Origin of the sequence: Streptomyces sp. NPDC005551 (genome assembly GCF_042871785.1) — a bacterium.
Taxonomy (GTDB): domain Bacteria; phylum Actinomycetota; class Actinomycetes; order Streptomycetales; family Streptomycetaceae; genus Streptomyces.
In genome coordinates, this window is record NZ_JBIAJE010000010.1 from 92,144 (window position 1) to 109,093 (window position 16,950).

17 protein-coding genes are annotated in these 16,950 nt (G+C 71.1%); 1 reads left to right on the forward strand and 16 read right to left on the reverse strand.

Annotated features, from left to right (window positions below; translation table 11 throughout):
* The first annotated feature begins 6 nt into the window (after positions 1 to 6).
* Positions 7 to 948: an RluA family pseudouridine synthase gene (locus tag ACFYP4_RS27590; RefSeq protein ID WP_388788943.1), complete on the forward strand. Its 942-nt coding sequence runs from the start codon at positions 7 to 9 to the stop codon at positions 946 to 948.
* On the opposite strand, the gene ACFYP4_RS27595 is transcribed toward ACFYP4_RS27590, so the two are convergent.
* From ACFYP4_RS27595 to pafA, 16 genes are all read right to left on the reverse strand, one after another.
* Positions 942 to 2,420, reverse strand: a complete 1,479-nt coding sequence (locus tag ACFYP4_RS27595; RefSeq protein WP_358854644.1) for a cytochrome P450 — start codon at positions 2,418 to 2,420, stop codon at positions 942 to 944. The genes ACFYP4_RS27590 and ACFYP4_RS27595 overlap by 7 nt on opposite strands.
* Before the next feature lie 51 nt (positions 2,421 to 2,471).
* Positions 2,472 to 3,092 (reverse strand): ATP/GTP-binding protein, encoded by a 621-nt coding sequence (locus tag ACFYP4_RS27600; protein WP_358854643.1) that lies wholly within the window; start codon positions 3,090 to 3,092, stop codon positions 2,472 to 2,474.
* A complete protein-coding gene (locus tag ACFYP4_RS27605; protein WP_358854642.1) occupies positions 3,073 to 3,480 on the reverse strand; it encodes a DUF742 domain-containing protein in 408 nt (135 codons plus the stop codon). The genes ACFYP4_RS27600 and ACFYP4_RS27605 overlap by 20 nt, the downstream gene beginning before the upstream one ends.
* On the reverse strand, positions 3,477 to 3,884 hold the full coding sequence (locus tag ACFYP4_RS27610; RefSeq protein WP_358854641.1) for a roadblock/LC7 domain-containing protein: 408 nt from the start codon (positions 3,882 to 3,884) through the stop codon (positions 3,477 to 3,479). Before ACFYP4_RS27610 ends, ACFYP4_RS27605 begins: the two co-directional genes overlap by 4 nt.
* Entirely contained in the window at positions 3,881 to 5,473 is a 1,593-nt protein-coding gene (locus ACFYP4_RS27615) for an ATP-binding protein (protein WP_388788948.1), read from the reverse strand. Before ACFYP4_RS27615 ends, ACFYP4_RS27610 begins: the two co-directional genes overlap by 4 nt.
* 366 nt (positions 5,474 to 5,839) lie before the next feature.
* Entirely contained in the window at positions 5,840 to 8,698 is a 2,859-nt protein-coding gene (locus ACFYP4_RS27620) for a DEAD/DEAH box helicase (RefSeq protein WP_358854639.1), read from the reverse strand.
* Between the two features lie 47 nt (positions 8,699 to 8,745).
* Complete coding sequence (locus ACFYP4_RS27625) at positions 8,746 to 9,636, reverse strand: diacylglycerol kinase (protein ID WP_388788951.1); 891 nt, start codon at positions 9,634 to 9,636, stop codon at positions 8,746 to 8,748.
* Between the two features lie 29 nt (positions 9,637 to 9,665).
* Positions 9,666 to 10,610 carry a twin-arginine translocase subunit TatC gene (gene tatC / locus ACFYP4_RS27630; protein ID WP_358854637.1) on the reverse strand — a complete coding sequence of 315 codons (945 nt, stop codon included), beginning with the start codon at positions 10,608 to 10,610 and terminating at the stop codon, positions 9,666 to 9,668.
* 47 nt (positions 10,611 to 10,657) lie between these two features.
* Positions 10,658 to 10,942 carry a Sec-independent protein translocase subunit TatA gene (gene tatA / locus ACFYP4_RS27635; RefSeq protein WP_358854636.1) on the reverse strand — a complete coding sequence of 95 codons (285 nt, stop codon included), beginning with the start codon at positions 10,940 to 10,942 and terminating at the stop codon, positions 10,658 to 10,660.
* Between the two features lie 236 nt (positions 10,943 to 11,178).
* Positions 11,179 to 11,373 (reverse strand): hypothetical protein, encoded by a 195-nt coding sequence (locus ACFYP4_RS27640; protein ID WP_358854635.1) that lies wholly within the window; start codon positions 11,371 to 11,373, stop codon positions 11,179 to 11,181.
* A 24-nt stretch (positions 11,374 to 11,397) separates the two neighbouring features.
* Positions 11,398 to 11,658: a hypothetical protein gene (locus ACFYP4_RS27645; protein WP_388789202.1), complete on the reverse strand. Its 261-nt coding sequence runs from the start codon at positions 11,656 to 11,658 to the stop codon at positions 11,398 to 11,400.
* Positions 11,659 to 11,687: 29 nt separating this feature from the next.
* Positions 11,688 to 12,770, reverse strand: a complete 1,083-nt coding sequence (locus tag ACFYP4_RS27650; RefSeq protein WP_358854633.1) for a WYL domain-containing protein — start codon at positions 12,768 to 12,770, stop codon at positions 11,688 to 11,690.
* A gap of 15 nt (positions 12,771 to 12,785) precedes the next feature.
* The gene (locus tag ACFYP4_RS27655) at positions 12,786 to 13,739 is read right to left on the reverse strand and encodes a WYL domain-containing protein (protein WP_358854632.1); all 954 of its coding nucleotides are present in this window, start codon (positions 13,737 to 13,739) and stop codon (positions 12,786 to 12,788) included.
* A gap of 195 nt (positions 13,740 to 13,934) precedes the next feature.
* Positions 13,935 to 14,306, reverse strand: a complete 372-nt coding sequence (locus tag ACFYP4_RS27660; RefSeq protein ID WP_121404199.1) for an FKBP-type peptidyl-prolyl cis-trans isomerase — start codon at positions 14,304 to 14,306, stop codon at positions 13,935 to 13,937.
* Between the two features lie 54 nt (positions 14,307 to 14,360).
* Entirely contained in the window at positions 14,361 to 15,335 is a 975-nt protein-coding gene (locus tag ACFYP4_RS27665; protein ID WP_358854631.1) for an FKBP-type peptidyl-prolyl cis-trans isomerase, read from the reverse strand.
* A gap of 250 nt (positions 15,336 to 15,585) precedes the next feature.
* The gene (gene pafA, locus ACFYP4_RS27670; protein ID WP_358854630.1) at positions 15,586 to 16,947 is read right to left on the reverse strand and encodes a Pup--protein ligase; all 1,362 of its coding nucleotides are present in this window, start codon (positions 16,945 to 16,947) and stop codon (positions 15,586 to 15,588) included.
* Positions 16,948 to 16,950: the final 3 nt, after the last annotated feature.

The window sequence follows — 16,950 nt, forward strand, 5'->3', positions numbered from 1 at the left end:
ACCGCGATGAGACGCAGGCCCCCGATTCCGCCCTCCCCCCTGCCGCAGCGCGACGGGGTGGACCCCGTGCGGATCAGGCTGCCGCAGGGCGGAAGCTGGAGAACCGTGCGTGAGCACCTGGTGGAGCGGCTCGCGGCGGGGCCCGGGGTGATCGACGGGATGCTCGGCGACGGACTGATCGTCGGAGCGGACGGGCGGCCCGTACGGCCGGACACGGCCTACCTGCCGGGCATGTTCGTGTGGTTCCACCGGGAGCTGCCCGACGAGGAGCGGGTGCCGTTCCCCCTCGACGTCGTCCACCACGACGAGCACATCGTGGTCGCCGACAAGCCGCACTTCCTCGCCACCACCCCGCGCGGCAGCCATGTCGCCGAGACCGCGCTGGCGCGGCTGCGGCGGGAACTGGGCATCCCGGCGCTGAGCGCCGCGCACCGCCTCGACCGGCTCACGGCCGGGCTCGTCCTGTTCACCGTGCGGCCGCAGGAGCGGGGCGCGTACCAGACGCTGTTCCGCGACAGACTGGTCCGCAAGGAGTACGAGGCGGTGGCCCCGTACTCCCCCGGTCTGGCGTTGCCGCGGACCGTCCGCAGCCGGATCGTCAAGGAACGCGGCGTGCCGGCCGCCCGGGAGACCGAGGGCGAGCCGAACGCCGTGAGCCGGATCGAACTCGTGGAGCAGCGGTCCGGTCTCGGCCGCTACCGGCTCACGCCCGAGACCGGGCAGACCCATCAACTCCGGGCCCACATGAGAACGTTGGGCGTGCCGATCCTCGGCGACCCGCTGTATCCGGTGGTGAGCGGCCCCGTTCCGGTCGGTGACTTCCGGCGCCCGCTGCAACTGCTGGCGCGCGCACTGGAGTTCATTGATCCGCTGACGGGACACGAGCACCGGTTCGCCAGCGACCGGGTGCTCGGCGCGTGGTCCGCGTACGACGACTGGGCTCAGTAGCCGCGCCACCAGCGCAGCAGGCGCTGCCAGGCGCCGGGGTGACGGGCCGGATCCGCACCCGGCCGCGCCTCCTGCGGGGCGGCGGGCCCGGCGGGCGGCGCCACCGGCTGCTGTGGCGACGGCGCGGTCGTGACCTGCCAGTCCGGCCGCGGCGCCGGCAGGGGGTGTGCGGCCGGGCGCTGCTCGACGTCCTGCTGGGGCTTGGGCGCGAAGTGCACCGGCAGTTCGACCAGGTGGCGCGAGGCGATCGAGGACGTCCAGCGCAACTCGTGCTCCGCGCAGTCCAGTTCGACGTCCGGCAGGCGCATCAGCAGCGCGTCGACACCCGTGTCGGCGATGGCACGGCCGATGTCCTGGCCCGGGCACTCGTGAGGCCCGCCGCCGAAGGCGAGGTGGGAGCGGTTGCCCTGCATGTTCGCCGCGAGGTCGGGGCGGACGCGCGGGTCGACGTTGCCGGGGGCGATGCCGAAGAGGAGCCCGTCGCCCCGGCGGATGCGCTGACCGCCCAACTCCGTGTCCTGCTTGGCGAAGTAGGCGAAGACCGTGCTGAACGGCGGCTCGTCCCAGAGGGACTGCTCGACCGCCTCGGGGACCGTCATCTGGCCGCCGTTGAGCTGGGCCCGGAACCGCGGGTCGGTGAGGACCATGCGCAGCACGTTGGCGAGGAGGTTGGCGGTGGCCTCGTAGGCCGCCATGAGGACCAGCCACAGGTGCTTGGTGACCTCGTCGTCGGTCAGCCCCGCAGGGTGACTGATCAGCTGGCTCGCGAAGTCCTCGGCGGGATGTTCGCGGCGGCGTTCGGTCAGTCGCTGGAGGGCGTCCAGGACGTACGCCTGGCTGGCGATGGCCGTCTCGGTGCCGCGGAGCATGTCGCGGGCGGCCTGCACGATGCGGTCGTTGTACTCCTCGGGCATGCCGAGGATCTCGCACATCACGGCCATCGGCAGGTGCTCGGCGAACTGACCGACCAGTTCGGCGGTGCCCCGCTCGCAGAACCGGTTGACCAGGACCTGGGTGAAGCGGTTGATGTGGCGGCGGATACCGCGGTGGTCGATCGTGGACATGGCGCCGGTGACCGCGCCGCGCAGCCGCAGGTGCTCGTCGCCCTCGGCGTGGGAGCAGATGGGCTGCCAGGTGATGTGCGGCGCGAGCGGGTGGTCGGGCCCCGCCGTGCCGTCCTGTACGGCGGTCCACAGCCGGCTGTCGCGCGCGTACTGCGAGGGGGTGCGCACCATGTGCAGGTTCTCGGTGTGCCCGAGCACCACCCAGACGGGCACGTCGTTGTGGAGCAACGCGGGTGCCACCGCGCCGTGTTCGGCCCGGAGCTTCTCGTACAGGGCGGACAGGTCCTCGGCTTCGGGACCGTACAGCCGGCGCAGCCCGCCCGGGCCGAGTCCGCGGGCGGGGCAGCCGGGCGCGGGTCCGAGGGTGGGCTCGTCCATGCCGGTCAGGGAGTGGGGTTCTGGCGTCACGGTGGTGGCTCCGAGGCTGAGGTGGATGTGCTGTCTTGGGGTGGAGCGGCCCTAAGCGGACGTCGGCGTCATCGCCAGCGAGTGCAGGAAGCGCATCAGCGTCATGAGGACGTCCCGGCTGGAGGCACGGCGCCGCGCGTCGCACTTCACGATGGGGATCTCCGCGGACAGGTCGAGTGCCGTGCGCAGGTCCTCGACCGGGCAGCGGGGGGCGTCCGGGAAGTCGTTCATGGCGATCACGAACGGCACACCGCGCTCCTCGAGGCGGCCGATGACGTCGAAGCTGACCTCCAGCCGCCGGGTGTCGACCAGGACGACCGCGCCGAGCGCGCCTTCGAAGAGGCCGTTCCACAGGAACCAGAAGCGTTCCTGGCCGGGCGTGCCGAACAGGTACAGCACCAGCTGCTCCGTGATGCTGATGCGTCCGAAGTCCATGGCGACGGTGGTGGCCGTCTTGGTCTCCGAGCCGTAGTCGTCGTCGACTCCGATGCCGGCCTGCGTCATGGTCTCCTCGGTGGTCAGCGGCCTGATCTCGCTGACGGAGCCCACCATGGTCGTCTTGCCGACTCCGAAGCCGCCCACGATCACGACCTTCACGGCGGCCTGTGCCGTGTGCGGCAGATGGTCCGCGGTGCGAGGGCCCGTGATGGTGTCAGAGCTTTTGAAGTCCATGCATCACCGCTTCGAGGAGGGAACGGTCGGGGAGCGCCGAACGGACGATCGGGGCGCGCGCCTGTACCAGTTCGGCCGCCAGCAGCTCGGTGAGCAGCACGGTCACCACGCTGAACGGCAGATTCAGATAGGCCGAGATCTCGGCCACGGACAGGGGGGCCGCGCAGAGCCGGAGCAGCGCCGACTGTTCCGGCTGGGAGTTGGGCGGGGGCGCGCCGACGTTCGCCACGACCAGGGTGACCAGGTCGAGCGGGGCGCGCTCACCGCCCTCACCCCCGCCCGTGAGTACGTACAGCCGCTCCGGGATCCTGTCGTCCTGACCCGTTCGGGGCGGTTCCGCGGGCTGCTCCTGCTCGGGGTGGCGCCGTCGGCGTCGCGGAGGAGTCATACGGTCTGCCCGTTGCGCCGCGGCGGGCTGGTCAGATGCGCTCCGATCCGTACGACCAGGTCGCGCATGCGATTGCTCATCAGTCCGGCGTCCACGGTCCGGTCGGCGAGCACCGCGAGGTAGGCGTTGGCGCCGGCCGACATGAGATAGAAGTAGCCTCCGTCGATCTCGATGATGACCATGCGCATCCGGCCGTCGCTGTCGGGGATCTCACCCGCGACCGCTCCGGCCAGGCTCTGCAGTCCCGCGCAGGCGGCGGCGAGGCGGTCGGCGGCGTCCGGGTCGCCGCCGTAGCGGGCGATGCGCAGCCCGTCGGCGGAGAGCACCACGATCTGCCGGGTGCCCGGGACGCCGTCGGAGAGCTCCTTGAGCATCCAGTCGAAGTTGGCTCGCTGCTGCCTCACTTGAGGTCCCCCTCGTCGTCGGCCTCGACGCGGGCCGGCTGGTTGCTCGTGGCCGGGGCGCCCGGTGCGGGGTCGCCGCCCTTGAGTCCGTTCATGAACGCCTCGACCCACAGGCCCGGTTCGGGCTCCTGCCGCTCGGGGGCCGGGTCGGGCGCCCAGACGGGTGCGGTCGCTCGGGCCGCCTCCGCGGCGGCCTCGGCGGCCCGGGCCTCGGCGATCCGCTGGGTGAACGAGACCTTGACGCGGCTGCGGCGCTGGGGCAGCCCGTTGGGCGCCCACTCGGTCACCTCGGGGGCCTCGTCCTCCAGGTGGCCGTCCATCGGGGCCGGGACGCGGGGTCCGGTGGTGGGGCGGCGCTTCTTGGGCTTGCGGGCGGGGCCCTCGACGCCGCCGGTGTCCATGCGCGGTACGGCGGCGGCGCCGACGCCGTGGGCGAGGCCCGGGGCGGGCTCGGTGGTGAGCATGGCGTGCGGCACGACGAGGACGGCGCGGACACCGCCGTACGCGGACTGCCGCAGCGAGACCTGCATGTCGTACATCTGCGAGAGGCGGCCGACGACGGCCATACCGAGGCGGGGGGCCTCCCCCAGGTCGTTGAGGTCGATGCCGGCCTGGGCCAGCCGGAGCATGTTCTCGGCCCGGCCGCGGGCCTCCTCGCTGAGGCTGACGCCGCCGTCCTCGATCTCGATGGCGATCCCGGTCTGCACCTCGACGGCGGTGACGTGCACCTTGGTCTGCGGGGGCGAGTAGCGCGTGGCGTTGTCGAGGAGTTCGGCGCAGGCGTGGATGAGCGGTTCGACGGAGATGCCGTCGACGGCGACCTCCGCGATCGCATGCAGTTCGATGCGGCGGTATTCGAGGATCCGGGACATCGCGCCGCGCAGCACGCTGAACAGGGGTACGGGCGCGGGCCACTGGCGTCCGGGGCGGCCGCCGCCGAGCACGGCGATGGAGTCGGCGAGGCGGCCGATCAGCGCGGTGCCGTGGTCGATGCGCAGAAGGTCGTCGAAGACCTCGGGGTTGCGCCCGTGGTCCTCCTCCATCTCGCGGAGTTCGTTGGCCTGCTGGTGGACGATCGCCTGGACGCGCCGGGCGATGTTGACGAAGGCGCGCTGGGCGGAGTCGCGCAGCGCGGTCTCGTGGTCCACGATGTCGAGCACGGCCCGCGTCAGGACGCGCTGCGCGTCGGAGAGTTCGCGGTGGGCGGGATCGGCGTCGATGAGCGTGCGCATCACGCTCGAGACGGGCTCTCCGCCGCGCAGCCGGTGCAGCGCGGCCGGCAGCAGTTCGGTGCCGAGGCGCACGATCTCCTGGTCGTGGCCGGCCAAGCGCTGTTCCAGGCAGGCGTTCCGGTGCGCGAGGTCGGCGCCCAGGGCGCGGGCGGCACGGCCGCGGCGTACCGCCTCCGCCGCGGTCGCGATCACCAGGAGCGTGGCCACGGCACCGCACCAGCCGACGGCGGTCCTGGCCGGTTCCGTCACCATGGCGACGGCGGCCCCGGACACCGCGGCCATCAGTATGGCCGGCAGCAACAGCACCCGTGCGTAGGGAAGTTCGCGGCCACCGGGAGGCGATTGAACACTCACCATGTATGCCCTCTGAGACAAGTCGGCTGGAGTGGGGGGATCGTTCTGGACTTTTGGAACCCTTATGAACAAACGCACGAATTCATCTCAACTCGGTGCGCTGCGGGCGAGCTTAGTCCGACCGGATCATCCGCCGTGTCATGTTCGGCAAGCCCCTGAAATCGCCCATGGGGCAGGAGTACTCTCGACCCCATTTGCACGCTCAGGCTTCGTTCGCACACGGTGCGTGACGGCACACGGGCGTGCGAAAGCACCGTTCTGCCCGGTGCGGCACCCCCCGCCGCGTGCCTGCCGGCAGAATGCCCTGCACACACAGGTGCGCCGCCCCCTGCCGGGGACGGCGCACCTGATCGGAACGGACGGGACCCGCTACCCCACTGAGGAGTAGGCCACGACACCGCGCAGCAGCCCGTCGACCGCCTTGCGGGCGTTCTTCGCGACCGTCGAGGTCTGGCCGGAGACCGGCGCGGCGGCCGAGATCTGGCCCAGCACGTCGATGACCTGCTTGCACCAGCGCACGAAGTCGCCCGCGGGCATCTCCGCCTCCCGGAGCACCTCGTCGAGACCCTTTCCCGACGCCCACTGGTAGGCGGCCCAGGCGAAACCGAGGTCCGGCTCGCGCTGGCCGACCCCCTCGGTCTGCCTGATCCGGAAGTCCTCCTCCAGTGCGTCGAGGCGGCCCCAGATGCGGACCATCTCGCCGAGCGCGTCCTTGGCCCTGCCGGACGGCACCTTCGGCGCCATGGCGTCGTCGCCGACCCGGGACTCGTACACCAACGCGGAGACGCACGCGGCCAGTTCGGCCGGGCCGAGTCCTTCCCAGACGCCTGCGCGCAGGCACTCGCTGGCGAGCAGGTCGAGTTCGCCGTAGAGCCGGGCGAGCCGCCTGCCGTGCTCGGTGACCTCGTCGCCGCGCAGGTAGTCCAGCTCGGTCAGAAGCGCGACGATGCGGTCGAAGGTGCGGGCGATCGTGTTCGTCCGGCCCTCGATGCGGCGCTCCAGCTGCGAGGTGTCGCGCAGCAGGCGGTGGTAGCGCTCGGCCCAGCGGGCGTGGTCCTCGCGGTCGCTGCACCCGTGGCAGGGGTGCGCCCGGATGGCGGTGCGCAGCCGGGCGATCTCCCGGTCGTCGGCCGCCGCGGACCGCTTCTTGTGCAGCCGGTCCGGGACGATGTGCCCGGCCTTGGTACGCAGCGCGGAGGCGAGGTCCCGGCGGGACTGCGGCGAACGCGCGTTGAAGGACTTCGGGATCCGCATCCGCTCCAGCGCCTCCACGGGCACCGGGAAGTCCATCGAGGCCAGCCGCTTGACCTGACGCTCGGCGGTGAGCACCAGCGGGCGCGGGCCGTCGACGTGCTCGAAGCCCCGGTGGCCGTTGGACCGGCCGGCGGGCAGCCCCGGGTCCAGCACGAGCGCCAGCCCCGCGTACTTGCCCGTCGGAACGTGGATCACGTCGCCGGGCTTGAGCTTCTCCAGGGCGACGGCCGCCTCGGCCCGGCGCTGGGCCGCGCCCTGCTTGGCCAGCTCGGTCTCCCGGTCCTTGAGCTCACGGCGCAGCCGCGCGTACTCGTCGAAGTCCCCGAGGTGGCAGGTCATGGACTCCTTGTAGCCCTCCAGCCCCTCCTCGTTGCGCTGCACCTGCCGGGAGATGCCGACGACCGACTTGTCCGCCTGGAACTGGGCGAACGACGTCTCCAGCAGCTCGCGCGAGCGGTGCCTGCCGAACTGCTCCACCAGGTTCACGGCCATGTTGTACGACGGCTTGAAGCTGGAACGCAGCGGATACGTCCGGGTGCCCGCGAGTCCCGCCAGGTGCTCGGGGCTGCTTCCGCGCTGCCACAGGACGACCGCGTGGCCCTCGACATCGATGCCGCGGCGGCCCGCGCGGCCGGTGAGCTGCGTGTACTCGCCGGGAGTGATGTCGGCGTGCTGCTCGCCGTTCCACTTGACGAGCTTCTCCAGCACCACCGACCGGGCCGGCATGTTGATGCCGAGCGCGAGGGTCTCCGTGGCGAACACGGCCTTGACTAGACCGCGTACGAAGAGCTCCTCGACGACCTCCTTGAACGTCGGCAGCATGCCCGCGTGGTGGGCCGCGATGCCGCGCTCCAGTCCCTCCAGCCACTCGTAGTAGCCGAGGACGTGCAGGTCCTCCGTGGGGATGGAGGCGGTGCGCTCCTCGACGAGTTCGCGGACGCGCGTCCGTGCCTCGTCGTCGTTCAGCCTGAGGCCCGCGTGCAGGCACTGCTGGACGGCGGCCTCGCAGGCCGCGCGGCTGAAGATGAACGTGATGGCGGGCAGCAGGCCTTCCGAGTCGAGCCGCTCGATGACCTCGGGCCGGCTGGGCGTCCACACGCGCGAGCGCTGCCGGCGCTCGCGCTCCCGGTCCGCCTCGCGCATGGCGCGGCCCCGTCTGCGGTCCTGGTAGGACGGACGGCTCGCCTCCATCCGCGCCAGGCGGGTGAGGTCGGGGTTGACGGCCTTCTTGTGGCCCTCGCCCTCCTCGAAGAGGTCGTACATCCGCCGTCCGGCGAGCACGTGCTGGAAGAGCGGCACGGGCCGGTGCTCGGAGACGATCACCTGGGTGTCGCCCCGCACCGTGTCCAGCCAGTCGCCGAACTCCTCGGCGTTCGACACGGTCGCCGAGAGCGACACGAGGGTCACCGACTCGGGGAGGTGGATGATCACTTCCTCCCAGACGGCGCCCCGGAAGCGGTCGGAGAGGTAGTGCACCTCGTCCATGACCACGTAGCCGAGGCCGCGCAGGGTCTGCGAGCCGGCGTAGAGCATGTTGCGCAGCACCTCGGTGGTCATCACGACCACCGGGGCGTCGGAGTTCACGCTGTTGTCGCCCGTGAGCAGGCCGACCTTGTCCGCGCCGTACCGGCGGGCGAGGTCGGCGTACTTCTGGTTGGAGAGCGCCTTGATGGGGGTCGTGTAGAAGCACTTCTTGCCCTGCTGGAGGGCGAGGTGGACGGCGAACTCGCCGACGATCGTCTTGCCCGAGCCGGTGGGCGCGGCCACCAGAACGCCCTTGCCCGCCTCGAGCGCCTGACAGGCCTCGATCTGGAAGGGGTCGAGGCCGAAGTCGTACATCTCGCGGAAGGAGGCGAGCGCGGTGGCCTGCTCGGCAGCGCGCTTCCGTGCTGCCGCGTACCGCTCGGCCGGTGAGAGGTCCTCTGTCATCGTGCTTTCGAGCCTACCGGCAGCCACTGACAACAGGACGATCATTATCGGGATCCGCCGGCCCGGGACCCGGATCCGCCCAGCTCAGCAGGTCAGGGAGCGGCGACGCGGACCGCTGCGGGCACGCACTCCGCGGTCAGCGGCAACGGCCCGAGCGGCTCGCCGTCCGCGTACCCGGTGATGCCGTCGGCCACCAGCTCGACCCGGGCGGCCCGGTGGACGGTCACCTTCGGATGGCCGAGGTGCGTGCCCCGGTACACCTTCGGGAACACCTTGAGCAGCGTCGTACGGCTGCAGTCCCCGACGACGGTGACGTCGAACAGCCCGTCGCCGAGGTCGGCGTCGGCACAGATCCTCATGCCGCCGCCGTACGACGAGCCGTTGCCGACGGCCACCAGCGTCGCCTCGACCTCCCGGACGTCGCCGCCGTCCAGCGTGATCCGGTACGGGAACGGCTTGAAGGAGGCCAGTTCCGCGAGCATGGCCAGGTCGTACTTGAAGCGGCCGGCGGGCCACCGCATCCGGTTGCCCCGGTCGTTCACCCGGGAGTCGAAGCCGGAGGCGAGGACGGTGCCGAACCAGGTGCCGCCGACCCGCCCGAGGTCGACGTCGCGCAGCCGGGCGGACTTGAGGGCGTCGGCGATCTGCCGCCCCGCTGCCGCGGGGTCGCGCACCGGGAGCCCGAGGGCCCGCGCGAAGTCGTTCCCGGTGCCGACGGCGACCAGCCCGAGCGGCGTGCGCGTGCCGGCGACGGCCTGCAGGGCGAGGCTCGCCATCCCGTCGCCGCCGACGGCCACCAGGGCTCCGGTGCCCTCCGCGACGGCGGCACGCGCGCGTGCGAGCGCGTCCCCGGCGTCCGCGCCGAGGACCGTCCGCACCAGGAAGCCCGCCGCCCGCAACGCCGAAGCGGCCGGCTGCGCCGCGTGGGCGCCCCGGCCGCGGCCCGCGGTGGGGTTGACGAAGAGGGTGATCTCGCTGGTCACGGCCCGACCTTACGAGGTCCCGGTCCCCGTCAGGTCACGTCGTCATAACCGTTGACCCGGTCCGTGCTGGCCTGCTCGGGCAGCGCCCGTCCGGCCGGGACGGCTTCGATCTCGCCGATGTCCTCGGGAGTGAGGTCGAGCTCGGAAGCCTCGTCGTCGGCGGGGCCCTCGGCATCGCGCCGCCGCCTGCGCCGGTCGTTCAGGAGGGAGAAGAGCACGGCGAAGAAGTACAGGACCCAGATCGGGCCCGCGAGGGCCAGCATGCTCAGCGGGTCCGTGCTGGGCGTCGCGAGGGCCGCGAACAGCGTGATGCCCAGGATCATCCCCCGCCACCAGCCCAGCATGCGCCTACCGGTGATCATCCCCGTGAGGTTCAGGAAGATCAGCAGCAGCGGCAGCTCGAAGGACAGCCCGAAGACGACCACCATGCGCGTCACGAGGTCCAGCAGGTTGTCCAGCGGCAGCAGGTTGACCGCCCCGTCGGGCGTGAAGTCCAGCAGTACCTTCGCCGTGGTGGGCAGCACCTTGTAGGCGAAGTAGGCGCCGCCGAGGAAGAGCGGGGCGCCGAGGCCCACGAACCCGTAGGCGTACTTCTTCTCGTGCCGGTGCAGGCCGGGCGCGACGAACGCCCACAGCTGGTAGAGCCAGACCGGGGACGCCAGGACGACACCGGCCATCAGGGACACCTTCAGGGCCAGCGTGAACGGCATGAGCAGACCGCTGACCGTCAGCTGCGCGCACTGGTCCTTGGAGGACTTGGACAGTTCCTCGAAGGTCTGGTGGCAGCCGACCTTGCTGAGGATCGGCTCCGTGATGAAGTTGATGATGTCGTAGTAGAAGAACGCGGCCACGACGGTGACGGCGACGATGGCCAGCATCGCCTTCGCGAGCCGGTTGCGGAGCTCACGAAGGTGTTCCGCGAGGGGCATCCGACCCTCGGGATCCCTCTCCTTCTTGCGGGCAGACTTGAGCAACCCACGTCCTCATCTCGTGCGGCGGGCCGGAGGCCTCCGGCCCTGCGTCAGCGCTTGGTCGTGTCCGTCGGCTCGGCCACCGGGCGCGAGCTGGTCACGTCGCCGGGCGCGGCCTGGATGGTGCGCTGAGAGGGGGACTGCTCGTCGGTGTTCGGCGGGCCGGCGGGGGCCGGGTCGTGGCCCTCCGACTTCATGGCCTTGGCCTCGCTCTTGAGGATGCGGGCGGACTTGCCGAGCGAACGCGCCATGTCCGGAAGCTTCTTCGCGCCGAACAGCAGGATGATGACGACGAGGATGAGAATGATCTCGGGGGCGCCGAGCCTTCCGAACATAAGTCTTTACCTTCTCACCGAGGCGGCTGGATGGGGAGCTGTTCGATCGGTCGGACAGGTGCCCGATCGTCGCGCTGACAGCGATCGTAACGCTCAGGGGTAAACGCGAGGCAATCCCTGTGCGTACTCCCGGTTCGCGGCCCGCGCCTCGTTATCCGGGCCACAACACGCAGCGTACCCGGCTGCCCCGCCGCCTCGACAGGCCGGAAGCCCCTCGGACGCCCCGCAACCGCGACTCACAGGGTGTCCACGGAGCGGGCGGTGATCACGGCGACCCGCTCCAGATCCTCCGCGGCACGGTTGATCCGCTGCGCCGAATCGGCCACCTGCCGTCCCAGCCGCTGCGCCTCGAGGAAGACGCGGACAGCCAGCACGCCGAGCACGGCGATTCCCAGGAAACCCACAGCGATCGCGAACATCGGCCAGAACATGTCGTCGACCCTAGCGCCTGTCCCTCAGGTCCCGGAGTGCAGGCGCAGCGTCCGCACCCCGCCGCCGGTGAGCAGCTCGACGATCCGCTCACCGGCCGGCTTGCGCACGGCCTCCCCGCAGTCGGGGCAGGTGAACGAGTAGAACGTGGTGCGGCTGCTGGCGCCGACGGCCAGCCGCAGCGCCGCGGCGGAGAGCTCGAAGCGGCCCCGGCAGTCGGGACAGGCGGCTCTGAACAGCACGGGGGCGACTCCCGTCATCCCGGCGAACGCCGACGCCACCGCCATGTCATGTGCACCAGTGATCGCCGACGTGCTCACAGCCCCTGCTCCTGCCTGTCGTACAGCTCGTCCTGAACTCCGGGGGGCGCGGCCTGCCCGGCGGCCGGCCGGGGTGCGCCGAGCGCTCCGTGCGGCTCGGGCCCGTCGTACGCCGCGAGCGCCTCGCGCGCGGCCCGGCGGGCGCTGTCCGCGAGATCCTGCGGCGACACGATCCGGCCGTCTCCGCCGAGTCGCAGCGCGAGCCGGCGCAGCGAGGCCGGGTCGGGGGCCCGCAGCGTGATCCGCAGTCCGCCGTCGGGCAGTTCCTCGGCGGTGTCGTGGGGGTAGTACTCGGCGACCCAGCGACCGCCGGGGCCGACCTCGATCACCACCTCGGGATCCTCCGCGGCGGGCTGCACGAGGCCTTCGGACAGGTCCCGCAGCTCGATCTCGGGCGGTGCGGACGGCTCGTCCAGGATGCGGATCTCGGCGACCCGGTCCAGCCGGAAGGTGCGGCGCGCCTCGGAGCGGCGGCACCAGGCCTCGACATAGGTGTGCCCGACGCTGACCAGGCGGATGGGGTCGATCTCCCGCTCGGAGAGCTCGTCGCGGGCGGGCGAGTAGTAGCGGATCCACAGACGGCGCCGCTCGGAGATGGCCCGGTCGACGTCCGCGAAGACACCGCCCTCGGACTCGAAGGTGACCGAGAGCCGGGAGCTGGCGCCCGCCGCCTCGCCCGCCGCGGCCTCGACCTTGGCGGTGGCCCGCAGCAGGGCCTGCCGGTCGCCCTCGCGCAGTCCGGGCAGCGTGGAGACCGCGCGGGCGGCCACGAGCAGCGCGGTCGCCTCGTCGGCGGCCAGCCGCAGCGGCTCCGCGGCCTCGGCGCCGAGGGCGGCCGGGTTGTGCCACCAGATGCGGTCGCCGTCGGTGTCGATGTCGAGGAGGTCACCCCCGCGGAAGCTGGTCCCGCACAGCGGCAGCACGTCGAGGTCGGAGATCAGCTCGTCCTCGCTGATGCCGAAGGCGCGGGCGACGTCGCTGACACGCGCGCCGGGGCGCTCGCGCAGATAGGTCACCAGCGACAGCATCCGCCGGGTCTGGTCGATGGCGTTCGCCGGCTTGGCCGGTTTGCCTGCCACGTTGTCGTGTCCCCCTCAGCCCTTGGCCACGGCGCGCAGCCGGTCCACTACCTCGGCCCGCAGTTCGGCGGGCTCGAGGACCACCACGTCCGGCCCGAACTCCACCAGCCAGGCGTCCAGGCCGTGCCCGTACGGAATCTCCAACTCGTCCCACCCGTCGCCGAGTTCCCGCACGGAGGCGGCCTTGGCGCGCAGCGGGTAGCCGGCCCCCGCGCGCAGCCGGATCCGGGCGGAGCGGTCGGCGTTCTCCCCGGCCCAGCTCGCGACCGTCACCCGCACGGTGACGACGTCGGGCACCTCGGCCGTGAACTTCCCCGAGCGGCTGCGGACCTTGCCGGTGATCCGCGAGAGCCTGAAGACGCGTTCGGCACCGCGGTCGCGGTCCCAGCCGGCCAGGTACCAGTGGCCGCGCCAGCACTCCAGGGCCCAGGGTTCGACCGTGCGGGGTTCGGGCCGGGCGGCGGTGGCCTTCCGGTAGTCGAAGGTGACCGGGCGGCGGTCGCGGCAGGCCAGCATCAGCGGTTCGAAGGCCGCCTCGTGCACGGGGATGTGCGGCTCCAGGGCGCCGTGGACCTCGTACGGGTCGACGTCCTCGGGCAGGCCGGCGGCGCGCAGCTTCTGCAGGGCGCCGCTCGCCGCTCCGGCCAGGCGGGCCTGCTGCCACACCTTGGCGAGCAGGCCCAGGGCGGCGGCCTCCTCGGCGTCGAGCGTGATCGGCGGCAGCCGGTTGCTGTCGCGGCGGGCGAGATAGCCGATCTCGCCGTCGAGGTTCTCCACCGTCTCGATGACCAGGCCGAGTTCGCGCAGATCGTCCTTGTCGCGCTCGAACATCCGGTTGAAGGAGTCGTCCGACCCGGCCTCCAGATAGGCCTCGATGGACTCGCGCAGCTCGCGCTTGCTGAGCGGCCGCCGCGTCCCGAGCAGACACAGCGCGAGATTCATCAGCCGCTCGGCCTTGGCAATGGCCATCGACGCCCTTCCTATGGTGCTTCCGACCGATGACCGTACCGCTCAGGAGTGTCGCGGCAAAAGCCGAGGGCCCATGCCGGACAGGCATGGGCCCAGGTGATCGGGTCCGGTCGGATTTCGATCACACGGCGGACGAAGACCGGAGCACGATCCGTTTCCGACGAGCACCGGATCGGGTGGGGTCCCCTGATCGGCTCAGACCGAGACCAGGTCGCAGACGAAGATCAGCGTCTCGCCCGGAGCGATCCGGCCGCCGGCACCGCGGTCGCCGTACGCGAGGTGCGCCGGGATGGTCAGCTGGCGACGGCCGCCGACCTTCATGCCCTGCACGCCCTGGTCCCAGCCGGAGATGACTTGGCCGACACCGAGCTGGAACTGCAGCGGAGTGCCGCGGTTCCAGGAGGCGTCGAACTCCTCGCCGGTCGAGAAGGCCACGCCCACGTAGTGGACCTTGACCGTGTCACCGGCCTTGGCGACCGGCCCGTCGCCCTCCCAGATGTCCTTGATCTCGAGGTCCGCCGGGGGCTCGCCGCCCGGGAAGTCGATCTCGGGCTTCTCGATGCTCACTTCATTGCTCCTTGTTACGCGGCATGGTCCCGGACGGTGTCACTGACACCGCGGTCAGACCGTTCCGAGGATATCCACTACGAAGACCAGCGTGTTCTTGGCCAGCTCGCTCTGCGGGTTCGAGCCGTAGGCCAGCGAGGGCGGGATCACCAGCAGGACACGGTCGCCCACGTTCTTGCCGACGAGGCCCTTGTCCCAGCCCTGCACCACGGAGCCGGTGCCGATCTGGAAGCCGGTGGCGCCCCCGTGGTTCCAGGAGGAGTCGAACGTCTTGCCGTCCTCCCACTTCACACCCGTGTACTGGGCGATGAGGCCCTGGCCCGCCTTGACCTTCGGACCGGTGCCCTTGATGAGCACCTGCTCCTTGAGGTCCTTGGGCGCCTTGGTGTTCTTCGGGATCGTGATGACCGCCGCCTTCTGCGAGGGGGCCTTCACCACCGGCATGCCGGGGGCCGGGGCGGCCTGCTCACCCTTGACCTCCGCCTTGGGGTCGACGGTGGCGGCACCGGCCGCGTCGACCACCCAGATGAGGACGTCCTTCTTGGCGATGCCGGAGGACGTGTTCAGGTTCTCGCCGATCAGGTCGCCCGCGGTGCCCTGCACCAGCACGCGACTGCCCTGCTTCTTGCCCTTGACGGCGTCGAGCACCTTGGCGGGCAGCTGCTGGCTCTGCTGGCCGACGCGCTCCACGGCCTGCTGGCGCGGCGTACTGCCGCTGCTCGCCGAGGCCCAGGTACCGCCCAGCTCCTTGGCGCCGTCCCACTTCTCGACGGTCCAGTCCAGCCGGACGAAGTCCGACTTCTTGATCACCTTCCCGTCACCCTCGGACACGGTCCTGGTCACCGTCTTGTCCGCCGGGTCGCCCTTGGGAACGGAGATCTTGGGCTTCTGCCCGACCTCTCCCTTCACCACGGCGACTCCTTCCGCGGAGCCGCCCTCGTCGTCACCGTCCGATCCGCACGCGGCGGTGAACAGCAGGGCGGGTACGGCCAGCAGCGCGACGGCACGACGCTTCACGTTGTAGTTCATCAGTCCAACTGGGGATCGGAGGCGGGGCAATGGGCGCCACTCTACGGCGTACGCACATCGGTGCACGGATTGTCGCGACACACGCCGGTGCCCGGGCCGCGTGACACCCCGGTCACCCTCGCCCGCGCCCGGACCGCCCGAGGACCGCACCCGGGGCGCACCCGCGCCCGGACCGGGACGCGGAACGCCCGATGCCCGGAGGCATCACTGCCTCCGGGCATCGGGCGTCGCGCACCGGTGCGCCGCCGGCTCACATGCCGGCGATCAGCTTCTCCACGCGGTCGTCGACGGAACGGAACGGGTCCTTGCACAGCACCGTGCGCTGCGCCTGGTCGTTGAGCTTGAGATGGACCCAGTCGACGGTGAAGTCGCGGCGCTGCTCCTGGGCCCGCCGGATGAAGTCGCCGCGCAGCCTCGCGCGGGTGGTCTGCGGCGGCACGGACTTGCCCTCGAAGATCTTCAAGTCGTTGCAGATCCGGGCGGCTTGCCCCTTCTTCTCCAGCAGGTAGTACAGGCCGCGGCGACGGTGGATGTCGTGGTAGGCGAGGTCTATCTGCGCGACCCGCGGATTCGACATCGTCATGTTGTGCTTGGCCCGGTACCGCTCGATCAGCTGGTACTTCATCACCCAGTCGATCTCGGTGCCGATCCGGTCGAGGTCCTCGGCCTCGATCGCGTCGAGCGTGCGGCCCCAGAGCTCCAGGACCTGCTCGACGGTTCCCGTGCGGATGCCGCGGCGCTCACAGAAGTCCACGGCCTTCTCGAAGTACTCGCGCTGCACCTCCAGGGCGGAGGCCTCGCGCCCGCTGGCCAGCCGCACCTTGCGGCGGCCCGTGATGTCGTGGCTGACCTCGCGGATCGCCCGGATCGGGTTCTCCAGGGTCAGGTCGCGCATCACCGTGCCGGCCTCGATCATGCGCAGCACGAGGTCGGTGGCGCCCACCTTGAGCAGCATGGTGGTCTCGGACATGTTCGAGTCGCCGACGATGACGTGCAGCCGGCGATAGCGCTCGGCGTCCGCGTGCGGCTCGTCCCTGGTGTTGATGATGGGCCTGGAGCGGGTCGTCGCGGAGCTGACGCCCTCCCAGATGTGCTCGGCACGCTGGCTGACGCAGTACACGGCACCGCGCGGTGTCTGCAGCACCTTGCCGGCGCCGCACAGCAGCTGGCGCGTGACGAGGAACGGAATGAGAATGTCCGCGAGTCGGGAGAACTCCCCGTGCCGGGCCACCAGGTAGTTCTCGTGGCACCCGTAGGAGTTGCCCGCCGAGTCGGTGTTGTTCTTGAACAGATAGACGTCGCCCGCGATTCCTTCCTCGTGCAGGCGGCGTTCGGCGTCGACGAGGAGTCCTTCGAGAATGCGCTCGCCGGCCTTGTCGTGGGTGACCAGCTCGGTCACGTTGTCACATTCGGGTGTGGCGTATTCCGGATGTGATCCCACGTCGAGATAAAGGCGGGCACCGTTCCGCAGAAAGACATTGCTGCTGCGGCCCCATGACACGACACGGCGGAAGAGGTACCGCGCCACCTCGTCGGGAGACAGGCGGCGCTGTCCCCTGAACGTACACGTGACGCCGTACTCGTTCTCCAGCCCGAAAATGCGGCGGTCCATGAC